The organism is Streptococcus mitis, from assembly GCF_022137125.1.
In the GTDB taxonomy this organism is placed as follows: Bacteria; Bacillota; Bacilli; order Lactobacillales; family Streptococcaceae; genus Streptococcus; species Streptococcus mitis_CE.
Window position 1 is genome coordinate 26921 of record NZ_JAKNEQ010000008.1, and the last position, 14840, is coordinate 41760.

Annotated in this window: 17 protein-coding genes; 16 read left to right on the top strand and 1 reads right to left on the bottom strand. The window is 38.1% G+C overall.

The genetic code is table 11. From position 1 onward, the window contains the following. Positions 1-3: 3 nt before the first annotated feature. Positions 4-237 (top strand): acyl carrier protein, encoded by a 234-nt coding sequence (locus tag L0P31_RS07800; RefSeq protein WP_000136448.1) that lies wholly within the window; start codon positions 4-6, stop codon positions 235-237. A 452-nt stretch (positions 238-689) separates the two neighbouring features. Further along, positions 690-1880, top strand: a complete 1191-nt coding sequence (locus L0P31_RS07805; RefSeq protein ID WP_238096396.1) for an N-acetylmuramoyl-L-alanine amidase family protein — start codon at positions 690-692, stop codon at positions 1878-1880. Positions 1881-1961: 81 nt separating this feature from the next. Here L0P31_RS07805 and L0P31_RS07810 read toward each other — a convergent pair whose 3' ends face one another. Then, positions 1962-2837 carry a helix-turn-helix domain-containing protein gene (locus tag L0P31_RS07810; RefSeq protein ID WP_238096398.1) on the bottom strand — a complete coding sequence of 292 codons (876 nt, stop codon included), beginning with the start codon at positions 2835-2837 and terminating at the stop codon, positions 1962-1964. Positions 2838-3034: 197 nt separating this feature from the next. Here L0P31_RS07810 and L0P31_RS07815 point away from each other — a divergent pair, with 197 nt between their 5' ends. The 14 genes from L0P31_RS07815 (at position 3035) to purC (ending at position 14797) form a co-directional block, all read left to right on the top strand. Continuing rightward, on the top strand, positions 3035-4204 hold the full coding sequence (locus tag L0P31_RS07815; protein WP_238096400.1) for a PspC-like choline-binding domain-containing protein: 1170 nt from the start codon (positions 3035-3037) through the stop codon (positions 4202-4204). Between the two features lie 731 nt (positions 4205-4935). Then, positions 4936-5808: a GHKL domain-containing protein gene (locus L0P31_RS07820; protein WP_238096401.1), complete on the top strand. Its 873-nt coding sequence runs from the start codon at positions 4936-4938 to the stop codon at positions 5806-5808. Next, positions 5805-6014, top strand: coding sequence for a response regulator (locus L0P31_RS07825; protein WP_238096403.1), 210 nt, complete (start codon positions 5805-5807; stop codon positions 6012-6014). The genes L0P31_RS07820 and L0P31_RS07825 overlap by 4 nt, the downstream gene beginning before the upstream one ends. A 323-nt stretch (positions 6015-6337) precedes the next feature. After that, a complete protein-coding gene (locus L0P31_RS07830; RefSeq protein WP_238096405.1) occupies positions 6338-7345 on the top strand; it encodes a GHKL domain-containing protein in 1008 nt (335 codons plus the stop codon). Then, positions 7342-8073 (top strand): response regulator transcription factor, encoded by a 732-nt coding sequence (locus tag L0P31_RS07835; RefSeq protein ID WP_049502337.1) that lies wholly within the window; start codon positions 7342-7344, stop codon positions 8071-8073. The genes L0P31_RS07830 and L0P31_RS07835 overlap by 4 nt, the downstream gene beginning before the upstream one ends. A gap of 372 nt (positions 8074-8445) precedes the next feature. Continuing rightward, positions 8446-8574: a smi_0059.1 family bacteriocin-like peptide gene (locus L0P31_RS07840; RefSeq protein ID WP_049499438.1), complete on the top strand. Its 129-nt coding sequence runs from the start codon at positions 8446-8448 to the stop codon at positions 8572-8574. Positions 8575-8584: 10 nt separating this feature from the next. Beyond that, a complete protein-coding gene (locus tag L0P31_RS07845) occupies positions 8585-8740 on the top strand; it encodes a hypothetical protein (protein WP_049499436.1) in 156 nt (51 codons plus the stop codon). A gap of 33 nt (positions 8741-8773) precedes the next feature. Next, complete coding sequence (locus L0P31_RS07850) at positions 8774-8971, top strand: class IIb bacteriocin, lactobin A/cerein 7B family (protein WP_049502335.1); 198 nt, start codon at positions 8774-8776, stop codon at positions 8969-8971. A 213-nt stretch (positions 8972-9184) separates the two neighbouring features. Continuing rightward, positions 9185-9340 carry a smi_0061 family bacteriocin-like peptide gene (locus L0P31_RS07855; RefSeq protein WP_000357248.1) on the top strand — a complete coding sequence of 52 codons (156 nt, stop codon included), beginning with the start codon at positions 9185-9187 and terminating at the stop codon, positions 9338-9340. Between the two features lie 3 nt (positions 9341-9343). Next, entirely contained in the window at positions 9344-9559 is a 216-nt protein-coding gene (locus L0P31_RS07860; RefSeq protein ID WP_080673747.1) for a bacteriocin immunity protein, read from the top strand. Between the two features lie 80 nt (positions 9560-9639). After that, positions 9640-9861 (top strand): hypothetical protein, encoded by a 222-nt coding sequence (locus L0P31_RS07865; RefSeq protein ID WP_049502334.1) that lies wholly within the window; start codon positions 9640-9642, stop codon positions 9859-9861. Positions 9862-10403: 542 nt separating this feature from the next. Further along, positions 10404-12557 carry a peptide cleavage/export ABC transporter ComA gene (gene comA, locus L0P31_RS07870; RefSeq protein WP_049502332.1) on the top strand — a complete coding sequence of 718 codons (2154 nt, stop codon included), beginning with the start codon at positions 10404-10406 and terminating at the stop codon, positions 12555-12557. 12 nt (positions 12558-12569) lie between these two features. Beyond that, positions 12570-13919: a competence pheromone export protein ComB gene (comB, locus tag L0P31_RS07875; protein WP_238096407.1), complete on the top strand. Its 1350-nt coding sequence runs from the start codon at positions 12570-12572 to the stop codon at positions 13917-13919. Between the two features lie 170 nt (positions 13920-14089). Then, positions 14090-14797: a phosphoribosylaminoimidazolesuccinocarboxamide synthase gene (purC, locus tag L0P31_RS07880; RefSeq protein ID WP_049502330.1), complete on the top strand. Its 708-nt coding sequence runs from the start codon at positions 14090-14092 to the stop codon at positions 14795-14797. The last annotated feature ends 43 nt before the right edge of the window (positions 14798-14840 follow it).

A 14840-nucleotide genomic window follows, 5' to 3' on the forward strand; every position in this document is an offset into this window, starting at 1 on the left:
GAGATGACAGAAAAAGAAATTTTTGACCGTATTGTGACTATTATCCAAGAGCGACAGGGAGAGGACTTTGTCGTGACAGAATCCTTGAGTCTGAAAGACGATTTGGATGCTGACTCAGTTGACTTGATGGAGTTTATTTTGACACTGGAAGATGAATTTAGTATCGAAATCAGTGATGAGGAAATTGACCAACTGCAAAGTGTAGGAGATGTGGTTAAAATCATTCAAGCAAAATAAAGATAAGAAGTTCCAAGGCATTTGCTTTGGAATTTTTCTTTGGTTCAAGTGACCGTTTAGGAACAGATTTAGTCTTTCTAGGGACAGAAGAGATATAAGGACAAATAAGGGATATAATAAAATCAGAAAAATCAATCTCTAAAAAGGAGATAAGAAATGAAGATCAAAAGAAGAGATAGCTTGATTTTGGTTAGAACAAAAATGTTAATATAATCACAATTTTAATTGACTTTCCTTTTTTCCAGGACTATAATGTAGATATAAAAGAGGATTTATTTTATAGTTGGGAGAAGGTGATGGCTATGTACTTTTGATAAACTAGTCTCTATCTTATGTTCGTGGAAATGTTAGGATGTCTGAGTGGTTCAAGTTAATGAACCTGGAATCTCTTTTGACTTCGTTTCTATTGGATTTTCTTGCTTTGGATTTATCTATTTTAGGAGGAAATGGCTATGAAAAAATCTAAACTACTCACATTTGGTTTACTTGTAGGTGCTGGTCTACTTTTATCTATCAATCAAGCACAGGCTGCAGATACTTGGGTTAAAAATGGCGCTGACTGGAATCTTTCTCAAGATGGCAACCTCGCTAAAAATAAATGGGTGCAAAATGCTGGCTCATGGTACCACTTCGACGGTTCTGGTAAAATGCAGACAGGCTGGTTCAAAGACGGTAACACTTGGTATTCGCTCGCAGATAGTGGGGCTATGCGCACAGGCTGGTACAAGGAAGGTAACACCTGGTACTCACTCGCAAATAGTGGTGCTATGCGCACAGGTTGGTACAAAGAAGGGTCTACATGGTATTACCTCAAAGACAGTGGCGCTATGGCAACAGGATGGGCGACTGCAAATGGTCAATGGTCTTACTTTGAAAAATCAGGTGCTATGGTAGCAGATAGAGCTGTTCCAGCAAGCGATGGGGAAAGTTATGTCATTGGTAAGGATGGTTATATGTTAACCAGACTTCCAAGTGAAGTTGAACAAGATCCTTTTGATGATACAGTTATTACAGATATCGTTACTTTGTCTGATGGTTATGACTATCACCTTGTTCATAAGAAAGATGGAGTTGTTATCGAAAAGAATGCCTGGTATATCAAACCTATTGTTGAACGTTTTTCTTATCAAAAGATTGGCGATATAAAACGAAATACTTTAGATGCCATTACTGATAATAAAAAACCAGGGGAAGAAATTGATCCTAAAGCTGTCATAAAGAATTTCCAAAACTTACCAAATAAGTATTACTTTGGAGCAGATGGACGTAAGGTTGCGAATCTACCAGAATTCACTACTCACTTCCCTATTCAAAAAGTTGGGTCTGAACTTTATCTTAAAAACTCAAGTCCAGTTATTAGTCTAGACATATCTGGATTTACAATTAATGACAATAAACTTTATCTAAGAGCTGCCAATGATTATAATGGTAAACTTGTAACTGGATATTTCATAATGTTTATGGACGGATTATTATCTAAAGATCACCATATTTTGGGCTATGCAGATGAATCTGGTGAAATCGTGAAGATGAAAGTTTTGCCTAATGATTTCCGTGATTATATTGAAAAAGGAATTTCCGGTTTTTATGGAGAAACTGTTCGATACGACAGTTCAACAGGAAATGTTTCTGTTGTGAAATAAACTATCTGACAGAGTAAAACGAAAAAGCGAACAGCTTTGTATACTAGGAAGTCATGTTCGCTTTTATTCATAAAGTAATAGTTACTGTTTGGTCTCTGTTTCAAAAAAATCTGCTTGATAATAATCACGAACTTCTCTTTTCATTTCTTCTAGTAATCGACTTTCATCTGTTGATTCGAGTAAGGATAATCCTTTATTAATCATAGCATGATTTTCATTAACGATTCCCAGACGTATTTGAGCTACACCTAATAAATCGTATCGTTTCAATATTTTTGCTAAATCAATACATTCTTGAATTAAGCATAGACAGTCATCTTTCTTCCCTGCTTCAAGGTACATTCGTGTCATATTGGCTAGAATGGAGTAATGAATACTTTGAATCGGACGATAATCTGTGTATTTATTTAGAGATTTTACAAGTCTTTGACGTAGCATTTCTAGTGAATCAATAGGGAAATGGGAAATGATCATCACTAGCAATCGTAAATCTGAGAGGAACCACTGATCTCTTTTTTCCAATTCTTTCCATAACTCCTCAGCCAAGGCTTGAGCTTTATCGGAAAACTGATTTTCAATCACTTCTATAAAAATGGTTAGTTCTTTCACAGCATGTTCTATTGGGATATCATTCTGCACTTCATCTAGATAAATTTGACATTTTGATAGCAGTGTCTTCATTTCTTCTAGATTAGGTGAAGAAATGACTTGATAATATTCTGAAAATAATTTCTTACGAGAATCCATTTGGTAATGTTGACAAATATAATGAAATTCATCGAAACTCATATCAATTTGCCTCAAAAGCAACTCCATAGTATCATACCTAGGAGTAGAATGATTATTTTCAAACTTAGATAAGTTAGAATGAGTAATGTAGTCACCACAGACCTCATTTTGTGTAATCCCTTTTGACTTACGAATGTATTTATAAACTGAACCAATATCCCACCGCATATTTTTGCCTCCAAAAATGTTCCAAAAGTAGAAGTTTTAGGAAAATATTTATATTTAGTATATCATAAAGGTGTGGGGTGGGCAATGATGATAGAAAGAAGGTGTTGGTTGACTCTTAAGGATTATTAGGAGTTATGTAGAATGTTTATGATGGAAAAATATCTTTTTATAACTATTCAATAAAGGAGGAAATGGCTATGAAAAAATCTAAATTACTCACACTTGGTCTGCTTGCAGGTGCTGGTCTGCTTTTATCTATCAACCAAGCACAGGCTGCAGATACTTGGGTTAAAAATGGTTCTGACTGGAATCTTTCTCAAGATGGCAGTCTCGCTAAAAATAAATGGGTACAAAACGCTGGCTCTTGGTACCATTTTGACGGTTCTGGAAAAATGCAGACAGGATGGCTCAAAGACGGTGATACATGGTATTCACTAGCAGATAGTGGAGCTATGCGTACTGGCTGGTACAAGGAAGGCAACACATGGTACTCACTAGCTAATAGTGGTGCCATGCGTACAGGTTGGTACAAAGAAGGGTCTACATGGTACTATCTTCATTTTAGTGGTTCTATGATGACAGGTTGGGAGTTCATAGATGGTAAATGGTCTTACTTTGAAAAATCAGGTGCTATGGTCGCAGATAGAGCTGTTCCAGCCAGTGATGGGGAAAGTTATGTCATTGGTAAGGATGGCTATCTAGCAAATAGAAAAGATGCTGGATACAGTATTCATGATATTGTCAAACTTGGAGATGGGCAAGAATATTTGCTAAATGCTAAAGGTGACGATGTTATTATTGAAAAAAATGCTTGGTATATCAGACCAGAGTTCAAGAAGTTTTCTAATAAATATGGAGATGAGGTTGCAAATACTACCTTAGCTCTAGTGGATAATAAAGAAGAAGGACAAGAAATTAATCCTAAGGCAGTTGTACAGAACTTCCAAAACTTACCAAATCGCTACTACTTTGATGAAAATGGACATCGTGTGGTTAATATCCCAGCAATGACCACCTATTCAGAGATTAAAAAAGTTGGCAATGATGTCTATTTAGAAAATCCAGGTGCACGACTTCGTCTTGGAGCTACCCACTTTACAATCAATAACAATAAACTATACTATTTAGAAAATGAGCAAGGTAAGCTCAAAACAGGTTACTTTGTATTAATTGATGATGGAGCAACCACTACTCACCATCACATTTTAGCCTATGCGGACCAATCTGGTGAAATTCTTAAGATGAAACGCTTGCCATCAGGAGTTTCAAATTTCCTTGATAAAGAAATTGATGGTTTATATGGTGAAAAAATTAAAATTGAATCTCCACACTCAAACGAATATTATAAAGTGGTTGTGGTTAAATAAAAATAATATCTTCACAACTAATTATTAACACTCTAACCAATATACCATTTTCAGGAGGCTTTAGATTTCTTGTATTTTAAAAGGAAACTAAAGCCTTTTGTGGATTTATAAGGGGATAGAGAGGATATAAAATTATGAAAAGGAGTTTGTCATGAAAATGAAAAATACATTTGTAGAATTGGAACAATTTGAAGATATTTACAGTTGGTGATATCTATTCCCAAAGCAAAGCTAGTGTTTTGCTACTAATGGGTTAATTAAACGGATTTATGATTATTTTACTTGAATTTTTATTGTTTATATTGATTTTAATCAATATTTTAGCTCCTCCGATTTATTTAGGTAGTCAACTCTCTAAAGCATTTTATGACAAACGTTCTATATTTCTTTTGGTAGTTTTGAAGCTATTTACTACCTTCGTTTTTCCGAGTTTCTCGCATGTTGCCAATTTATTATTCTTTTATATAATATTTTGGATTGTGTTAAAGAAAAAGAAGAAAGAAGCTCTCTTTCTTGCACTTTATCTATTTGTGTTTTATCAAAGTATTCGATATTTGGTTTTGACATTTATAATACGATTGATATTTGACTACTCTGAACTATCTGATTTTTTGCATAGTGGATTTAATTCTGTATTTAGTTTGATTTCGTTGTTTTTGTCTGTTGTCATTTTAAGACGATGGGGAATTGATTTCAATATATTATTTTTAGATAAATTTCAATCGTTAGTGATGAAAAGTATGTGGATTTTATCCTTATTGTTTGGTTTCAGACTTTTTTCATCCATTATGTCTGGGGGATGTAATCCTTTCTACGTTCGATTTGACACGACCATTTCTCTCCTGATTTTCATTCTCTTTTTCTCTTGGCTTTTTTACATCAAGCATTTAGAGCAGGTTTATCGTGATGAGCAGACCATTCAGAGACAGGAAGATGAAAATCGTTCCTTGCAAGGAATGGTGGATAAGCTGGGTCATCTCTATGATGAAGTTCGAGGTTTCCGTCATGATTTTGCAGGGATTGTCGCCAGCATGGAGCCTGCCATAGCCAATCAAGACATGGCTGAGGTGTCTACCATTTATCAAGATGTCTTTCTAAAGACAAATGAAAAGCTGAGAAAGGCAGATTACACAGCCTTTAATCTTCACAATATCCATGATATAGCTATTCGCAATACCTTGGCAAAAGCCATGATTGTGGCAGATAAGCAGGGAATTCATTTTAGTTTGGAGACGGTGGGAGTTGTCGAAGAGCTGGCTTTGCCGATGTTGGAGGCTATCCGTATCCTCTCTATCCTCACGACAAATGCCTTAGAGGCAGCGAGCGAGGCTGAAAATCCGCAGATTCGGGTTGCTTTGTTGGCTGATGGTAGGAGTGTCCGTTTTATCATTGAAAACACTCGTAAGAAAGAAGAACTGAATCCCAGCATTCTCAGTCAAAAGGGTTACTCTACCAAGAACAACCACAGTGGACTGGGCTTAGCGACCTTGGAGGATATGGTTTTTCATTATGATTTAAACTTAGATACCCAGTTAGGAGAAACGACTTTTAGACAAGATTTAGAATTACCATTTAAGAATGAGAAACGAGGGGGAGAGGAATGAGAATTTTAGTTTTGGAAGACGATAGAGTCCAGCAAGGACGGATAGAGCAGACTTTGCTAGATATCGGTCGCTCTCGCAATTTGAGATTGGAAATTGATATTGCCAAAAACTATGGAGATGTTGAAAAGTATTCTCAGTATTTTGACCATTACCAACTCTATTTATTGGATTTAGAGATTGATAGAGAGCGTGATTTGACAGTATGATTTTGACTTTTATTAAGGAAACTCTATTTGCTTTATTGTTGATAGTCTCCATTATAATTCCTCCAATCTATCTAGGTTACCAAATTACACCGGAATTTCGTAAAAAGAGATACGTAGTCTATTTACTAATGATGCAAGCAATAGCTGGTAAAACTTTTTTTGAAATCATGTATTTGGAAGTTTTAATCTTTTTTTACCTTATTTTCTATATGAATAGGAAGAAAAAGGGGGAATCGTTATTTCTTTCATTCTATCTTTTTAGTTTTTATCAGAGTATTCGCTATTTATTGGTATTGTTCTATATTCGGATGTTAGATATAGATATGCTATCAGAAGTAGGTAATGGGATTGTTAACTCTTCTTTTTCCCTATTAGCTATCGTACTAACAGTAGTTATGATGAAACGTTGGTCTTTGGATTTGGATTTATTCTTTTCAGACGCTTTCAAAACCCACTATCATAAGAGTTTTTTCATTATCCTACCTCTGACTGTATTTAGGATATTCTCTTCGTTCATGACTAATAGAAATAGTTCTTTCTACGTTCGTTTTGACACGACCATTTCTCTCCTGATTTTCATTCTCTTTTTCTCTTGGCTCTTTTATATCAAGCATTTGGAGCAGGTTTATCGTGATGAGCAGACCATTCAGAGACAGGAAGATGAAAATCGTTCCTTGCAAGGAATGGTGGATAAGCTGGGTCATCTCTATGATGAAGTTCGAGGTTTCCGTCATGATTTTGCAGGGATTGTCGCCAGCATGGAGCCTGCCATAGCCAATCAAGACATGGCTGAGGTGTCTACCATTTATCAAGATGTCTTTCTAAAGACAAATGAAAAGCTGAGAAAGGCAGATTACACAGCCTTTAATCTTCACAATATCCATGATATAGCTATTCGCAATACCTTGGCAAAAGCCATGATTGTGGCTGATAAGCAAGGAATTCATTTTAGTTTGGAGACGGTGGGGGTCGTAGAAGAACTAGCATTGCCGATGTTGGAGGCTATCCGTATCCTCTCTATCCTCACGACAAATGCTTTAGAAGCAGCCAGTGAGGCTGAAAATCCGCAGATTCGGGTTGCTTTGTTGGCTGATGGTAGGAGTGTTCGTTTTATCATTGAAAACACTCGTAAGAAAGGAGAACTGAATCCCAGCATTCTCAGTCAAAAGGGTTATTCGACAAAGGGAAACCACAGTGGACTGGGCTTAGCGACCTTGGAGGATATGGTTTTTCATTATGATTTAAACTTAGATACCCAGTTAGGAGAAACGACTTTTAGACAAGATTTAGAATTACCATTTAAGAATGAGAAACGAGGGGGAGAGGAATGAGAATTTTAGTTTTGGAAGACGATAGAGTCCAGCAAGGACGGATAGAGCAGACTTTGCTAGATATCGGTCGCTCTCGCAATTTGAGATTGGAAATTGATATTGCCAAAAACTATGGAGATGTTGAAAAGTATTCTCAGTATTTTGACCATTACCAACTCTATTTATTGGATTTAGAGATTGATGGAGAGCGTGAACGGGGCTTTCAGGTTGCTCAACAGGTTCGGGAGCGGGATCCTTTTACAAGCATTGTCTTTGTGTCCACGCATTCGGAGGCCTTGCCTCTAGCTTTTCGCTACCACTTGTCTGCCTTGGATTTTATTTCCAAGGATCAGCCTGAGGAGGATTATCGTCATCAGCTGGAACGCTGTCTGGACTATGTACTGGCAGTGGATAAGAGGGAAAATATGCGTCTCTTCACCTATAGTTTTGAGGGGAGACGGGGCTTTACTCTGCCCTACCATGAGATTTTAGCCTTTGAAACTTCAGTGGAATCCCATCGTATCAAGGTCTATTATGCCAATCATTCTATCAAGACCATTTATGGCAGTCTCAAGGATATCGCTGCTAAGGCTGAAAAAGATTACTTTGTCTATGCCAATCGCAATACGTTGGTCAGTTTACATGCCATTGAAGAGATGACTGCGACAGAAGTGACCCTGTTAGAAGGCTTGCACTTCCCCGTATCACGAACAGCCAGAAGAACTCTTAAAAAACATCTCAATGTCTAATATCTGTTAGACTTGAATCAAATTATCAATAAGAATGTCGGAAAATTTTCTGATATTCTTATTTTTTTGACTTCTTTTTCGAATAGATAAGTAAGAGGAAAAGGAAAGGAGCCTAGTTCATGTATCTACCAATCTTGTATCCGTGGTTTATTAAATTATTTTTTAAATAAAATTTGATTTAGTTGTTTATTTTCGAATTGTTTTTCGAATAGATAAGTAAGAGGAAAAGGAAAGGAGCCTGGTTTATGTATCTACCAATCTTGTATCCGTGGTTCATTAAATTATTTTTTAAATAAAATTTAATTTAGTTGTTCATTTTCGGATTGTTTTTCGAATAGATAAGTGAGAGGGAAAAAAGAAAGGAATAAAATAATGAAAGAACATTATTATGGATTTGTTGAGCTGACTTCGGAAGAATTGACCGATATTCAAGGTGGAGAAAATTGGACGAAGACACTTGCAGATTGGTACGTTGGATTTCGTAGAGGTTTAGGTTTTTAGGGGATAAGCGATGAATGAAATGAATGATAAGTGTACTATTGAAGTATTAAAGGAAAGCGACTTAGCCTTGCTGGTGGGTGGTAGCAAGGAAAGTTATCAACGGGGTTTAATTACAGGTCTATTGTTACGTAGTGTATTTATTGGAACTCCATTTTTTAGAGGATAAGATTTAGAAAAAATAGAATAAGAGGAGAAAAAGATGACAAATTTTGACAAAATGGAACAGAACTTTGTAGCTCTTACAGAAGAAGAGTTGATGAATGTAGATGGGGGAATTGCACCAATTATTATTGGTGGTGTAGTTATTAGTTGGAAATTAATTGGAGGTGTAGCTGCGCTTGCTACAGCTTCAGCAGGTGCCGGCATAGCTGCAGGATATTATGCTAATCGACCATAATTTTGGATTTATATATGAGATTTGTTAAATTAATGCTGAAGATTTGGCCTGAGCTTATGGTATTACTTAGTTCAATATCTTATACAATTATCAGGTTGGTAGCTGATGTGAATAAGCTACCCTTACCTACATGGTTTGATGATTTTAATATACCAACAATTTCATTATTTTTAATGGTATTCATTTTATTATATAGAAGTAAAGGAGAAAAGAATGGATAAATTTCAAGTAGTTGATGAGAAAGATTTGCAAGTAATTGAAGGAGGAATTGAACCTATTTCGATTATATTTGGCCTAAGTGCTATTGCATTTGGCGCATTTGGGGCTGGTTACACATTTGGTTCAGATTTGGCTCGTCGTGGGCGTTAGATAATGAATAACCGCAATCTGAATCTTAATACATTGTTACCTAAACTAGCCACTATATTTCCTTTATTGGGAATAACTCTTAATCTCGCGCTTCATGTGATTCGTACAGGTTCGTTAGTATCCTTTAATTGGCAATGGACTTTGGTTGGTTTGCTTTTCGCAGGATATTTTGGTATTTTTCGCAAAGATTTGTCAAAAAATAATCAAAATTATAAATGAAGAACATGAATCTAAAGGATTTTGTGCATGAGAATGGTAGCGTTTTTCCGCTATTCTTGTCAGGTAAATAGGAGTCTAGCATGAAAACATTTTTATTAGCTTTTGCTGAGGGTTATTTTATCGTATCGCTCATAATCTACATCGCAACGTATTTGATTTTGAAAAATCCGATCAATACCCTATTTTATCCAGAAATTTACCCCGTTTTATTTGGGCTCTTTTATCTAGGATATAAGGTCAATAGAAAGCAAGTAGAGTATGTAGCTAAGAATGACTTGTTAGTCTGCGCTGAAAATAGCTAGGCTAGAATCTAAGAATGCATCGCATTGAAATTTAAAAGGAGTAACGATGAATCGTAATTTAGAACGGTGTTATCTATTCTGACCATGAATAGATCATACCAGAGATGGCTCAGAAATAGCAGGGACATTAGAAATTGAAGTAATAAATAGGATGTCATAAATGTTACTATCAATGATTTATTTGTTCCAAGTTTGCCTAGGGTGACAGTAAAACATCAATTTCCTTTCATACCATATTTTTAGTAGGTAGGACGTTTGTTCTACTTATTTTTTATCCAAAAAGTGCATTTGGGAGGGAGATAGGCGCATTTGGGGAGGAAGTCCAGTTTTTGTTTGGGGATTGGGGTAAGATAATTGTTATCAGATGAGTTTATACTCTTCGAAAATCAAATTCAAACCACGTCAACGTCGCCTTGCCGTATATATGTGACTGACTTCGTCAGTCCTATCTACAACCTCAAAACAGTGTTTTGAGCAGCCTGCGGCTAGTTTCTTAGTTTGCTCTTTGATTTTCATTGAGTATTAGGAAAAAGGAGATGAATATGAAATTTGGGAAACGTCACTATCGTCCGCAGGTAGATCAGATGGACTGCGGTGTAGCTTCATTAGCCATGGTTTTTGGCTACTATGGTAGTTACTATTCTTTGGCTCACTTACGAGAATTGGCCAAGACGACCATGGATGGGACGACGGCTTTGGGCTTGGTCAAGGTGGCAGAGGAGATTGGCTTTGAGACGCGAGCTATCAAGGCAGATATGACGCTTTTTGACTTGCCAGATTTGACTTTTCCTTTTGTTGCTCATGTGCTTAAGGAAGGAAAATTACTCCACTACTATGTGGTGACTGGGCAGGATAAGGATAGCATTCATATTGCTGATCCAGATCCTGGGGTGAAGTTGACTAAACTGCCACGTGAGCGTTTTGCGGAAGAATGGACAGGAGTGACTCTGTTTATGGCACCTAGTCCAGACTACAAGCCTCATAAGGATCAAAAGAATGGTTTGCTCTCTTTTATCCCTATATTAGTGAAGCAGCGTGGCTTGATTGCTAATATCGTTTTGGCGACACTCTTGGTAACCTTGATTAATATTGTGGGTTCTTATTATCTGCAGTCTATCATTGATACCTATGTACCAGATCAGATGCGTTCGACGCTTGGGATTATTTCTATTGGGCTGGTTATCGTCTATATTCTCCAGCAGATTTTGTCCTACGCTCAGGAGTATCTCTTACTTGTTTTGGGGCAACGCTTATCGATTGATGTGATTTTGTCCTATATCAAGCATGTTTTTCACCTGCCTATGTCCTTCTTTGCGACACGCAGGACAGGGGAAATCGTGTCTCGTTTCACGGATGCTAACAGTATCATTGATGCGCTGGCTTCGACCATTCTTTCGATTTTCCTAGATGTGTCAACGGTTGTCATTATTTCCCTTGTTTTATTTTCACAAAATACCAATCTCTTTTTCATGACTTTATTGGCGCTACCTATCTACACAGTGATTATCTTTGCTTTTATGAAGCCGTTTGAAAAGATGAATCGGGATACCATGGAAGCCAATGCGGTTCTGTCTTCTTCTATCATTGAGGACATCAACGGTATTGAGACTATTAAGTCCTTGACCAGTGAAAGTCAGCGTTACCAAAAAATTGACAAGGAATTTGTGGATTATCTGAAAAAATCTTTTACTTATAGTCGGGCAGAGAGTCAGCAAAAGGCTCTGAAAAAAGTTGCCCATCTCTTGCTCAATGTCGGCATTCTCTGGATGGGGGCTGTTCTGGTCATGGATGGCAAGATGAGTTTGGGGCAGTTGATTACCTATAATACCTTGCTGGTTTACTTTACCAATCCTTTGGAAAATATCATCAACCTGCAAACCAAGCTTCAGACAGCGCAGGTTGCCAATAACCGTCTAAATGAGGTTTATCTGGTAGCTTCTGAGTTTGAGGAGAAGAAAACAGTTGAGGATCTGAGCTTGATGAAGGGAGATATGACCTTCAAGCAGGTTTCCTACAAGTATGGCTATGGTCGAGACGTCTTGTTGGATATCAATTTGACCATTCCCCAAGGCTCTAAGGTGGCTTTTGTGGGGATTTCGGGGTCAGGTAAGACGACCTTGGCCAAGATGATGGTTAATTTTTACGATCCAAGTCAAGGGGAGATTAGTCTGGGTGGTGTCAATCTCAATCAGATTGATAAAAAGGCTCTGCGCCAGTATATTAACTATCTGCCTCAACAGCCCTATGTCTTTAACGGAACGATTTTGGAGAATCTTCTTTTGGGAGCCAAGGAGGGGACGACTCAAGAGGATATCTTACGGGCGGTCGAATTGGCAGAGATTCGGGAGGACATTGAGCGTATGCCACTGAATTACCAGACAGAATTGACTTCGGATGGGGCAGGAATTTCAGGTGGTCAACGTCAGAGAATCGCTCTGGCGCGTGCTCTCTTGACAGATGCGCCGGTCTTGATTTTGGATGAGGCGACCAGCAGTTTGGATATTCTGACAGAGAAGCGGATTGTTGATAATCTCATGGCTTTAGACAAGACCTTGATTTTCATTGCCCACCGTTTGACCATTGCAGAGCGGACAGAGAAGGTTGTTGTCTTGGATCAGGGCAAGATTGTTGAAGAAGGAAAGCATGCTGATTTGCTTGCACAGGGTGGCTTCTACGCCCATTTGGTGAATAGCTAGAAAGAGGAGAGGATGAAACCAGAATTTTTAGAAAGTGCGGAGTTTTATAATCGTCGTTACCATAATTTTTCCAGTCGGGTGATTGTGCCCATGTTCCTTCTGCTCGTGTTTTTGCTTGGCTTTGCAACTTTGGCAGAGAAGGAGATGAGTTTGTCTACTAGAGCTACTGTAGAGCCTAGTCGTATCCTTGCAAATATCCAGTCAACTAGTAACAATCGCATTCTTGTCAATCATCTGGAAGAAAATAAGCTGGTTAAAAAGGGGGATCTTTTGGTTCAATACCAGGAAGGGGCAGAGGGTGTCCAAGCGGAGGCCTATGCTAGTCAGTTGGACATGCTCAAGGATCAGAAAAAGCAATTGGAGTATTTGCAAAAGAGCCTGCAAGAAGGGGAGAACCACTTTCCAGAGGAGGATAAGTTTGGCTACCAAGCCACCTTTCGCGACTACATCAGTCAAGCAGGCAGTCTTAGGGCTAGTACATCGCAACAAAATGAGACCATTGCATCCCAGAATGCAGCAGCTAGCCAAACCCAAGCCGAAATCGGCAACCTCATCAGCCAAACAGAGGCTAAAATTCGCGATTACCAGACAGCTAAGTCAGCTATTGAAACAGGTGCTTCCTTGGCCAGTCAGAATCTAGCCTACTCTCTCTACCAGTCCTATAAGTCTCAGGGCGAGGAAAATCCGCAATCTAAGGCTCAGGCTGTTGCTCAGGTAGAAGCACAGCTCTCTCAGTTAGAATCCAGTCTTGCTACTTACCGTGTCCAGTATGCAGGTTCAGGTACCCAGCAAGCCTATGCGTCAGGTTTAAGCAGTCAATTGGAATCTCTCAAATCCCAACACTTGGCAAAGGTTGGTCAGGAATTGACCCTTCTAGACCAGAAAATCTTGGAAGCAGAGTCAGGCAAGAAGGTTCAGGGAAGTCTTCTAGACAAGGGGAAAATTACGGCTAGTGAGGATGGGGTGCTTCATCTTAATTCTGAGACCAGTGATTCTACCATGGTAGCAGAGGGGGCTCTACTAGCCCAACTCTATCCGTCCTTGGAAAAAGAAGGGAAAGCCAAACTAACAGCTTATCTAAGCTCAAAAGATGTATCAAGAGTCAAGGTCGGTGATTCTGTTCGCTATACGACGACTCATGATGCCAAGAATCAACTTTTCCTAGATTCTATTATTACAAGTATTGATGCGACAGCCACTAAGACTGAGAAAGGGAATTTCTTTAAAATTGAGGTGGAGACTAATCTAACTTCGGAGCAGGCTGCAAAACTTCGGTACGGGGTGGAAGGTCGCCTGCAGATGATTACGGGCAAGAAAAGTTATCTACGTTATTATTTGGATCAATTTTTGAACAAAGAGTAATGTTCGTGTTTTTAGAGTTAAATGATTTTAAAACTGTGAGAAAGATGTTTCTTGCAGTTTTTTTCTTTATGATTTTCGAGATGATTATTCTATTTATTCGGTTCAATTCTTGTAATTTTAGGTTTTTTATGGTAGAATGTGCTCAAGTAATACGAAAGGCGAACTTTAAAATGTCAAAACAATTGATCTATTCGGGAAAAGCTAAAGATATCTATACAACTGAGGATGAAAATCTTATTATTTCAACTTACAAGGACCAGGCGACTGCTTTCAATGGTGTCAAGAAGGAGCAGATTGCGGGTAAGGGAGTGTTGAATAATCAGATTTCATCTTTTATTTTTGAGAAATTAAATGCGGCTGGCGTAGCGACTCACTTTGTGGAGAAACTTTCGGACACGGAACAACTCAATAAAAAGGTTGAGATTATTCCTCTCGAGGTCGTGCTCCGCAACTATACTGCTGGTTCTTTTTCAAAACGTTTTGGTGTGGATGAGGGAATCGCCTTGGAGACTCCGATTGTCGAATTTTACTACAAAAATGATGATTTGGATGATCCCTTTATCAATGACGAGCATGTGAAATTCCTACAGATTGCGGATGATCAGCAGATTGCCTACTTGAAGGAAGAAACGCGTCGTATCAATGAACTTTTGAAAGTCTGGTTTGCTGAGATTGGGCTTAAATTGATTGACTTTAAGCTAGAGTTCGGTTTCGATAAGGATGGAAAGATTATCTTGGCAGACGAATTTTCACCAGATAATTGCCGTTTGTGGGATGCGGATGGCAACCACATGGATAAGGATGTTTTCCGTAGAGGTCTCGGAGAATTAACAGATGTTTATGAGATTGTTTGGGAGAAGTTGCAGGAGTTGAAATAACAACCTCAAGGTCGTTTGGGAACATAGCAAGAGCTGAAATAAA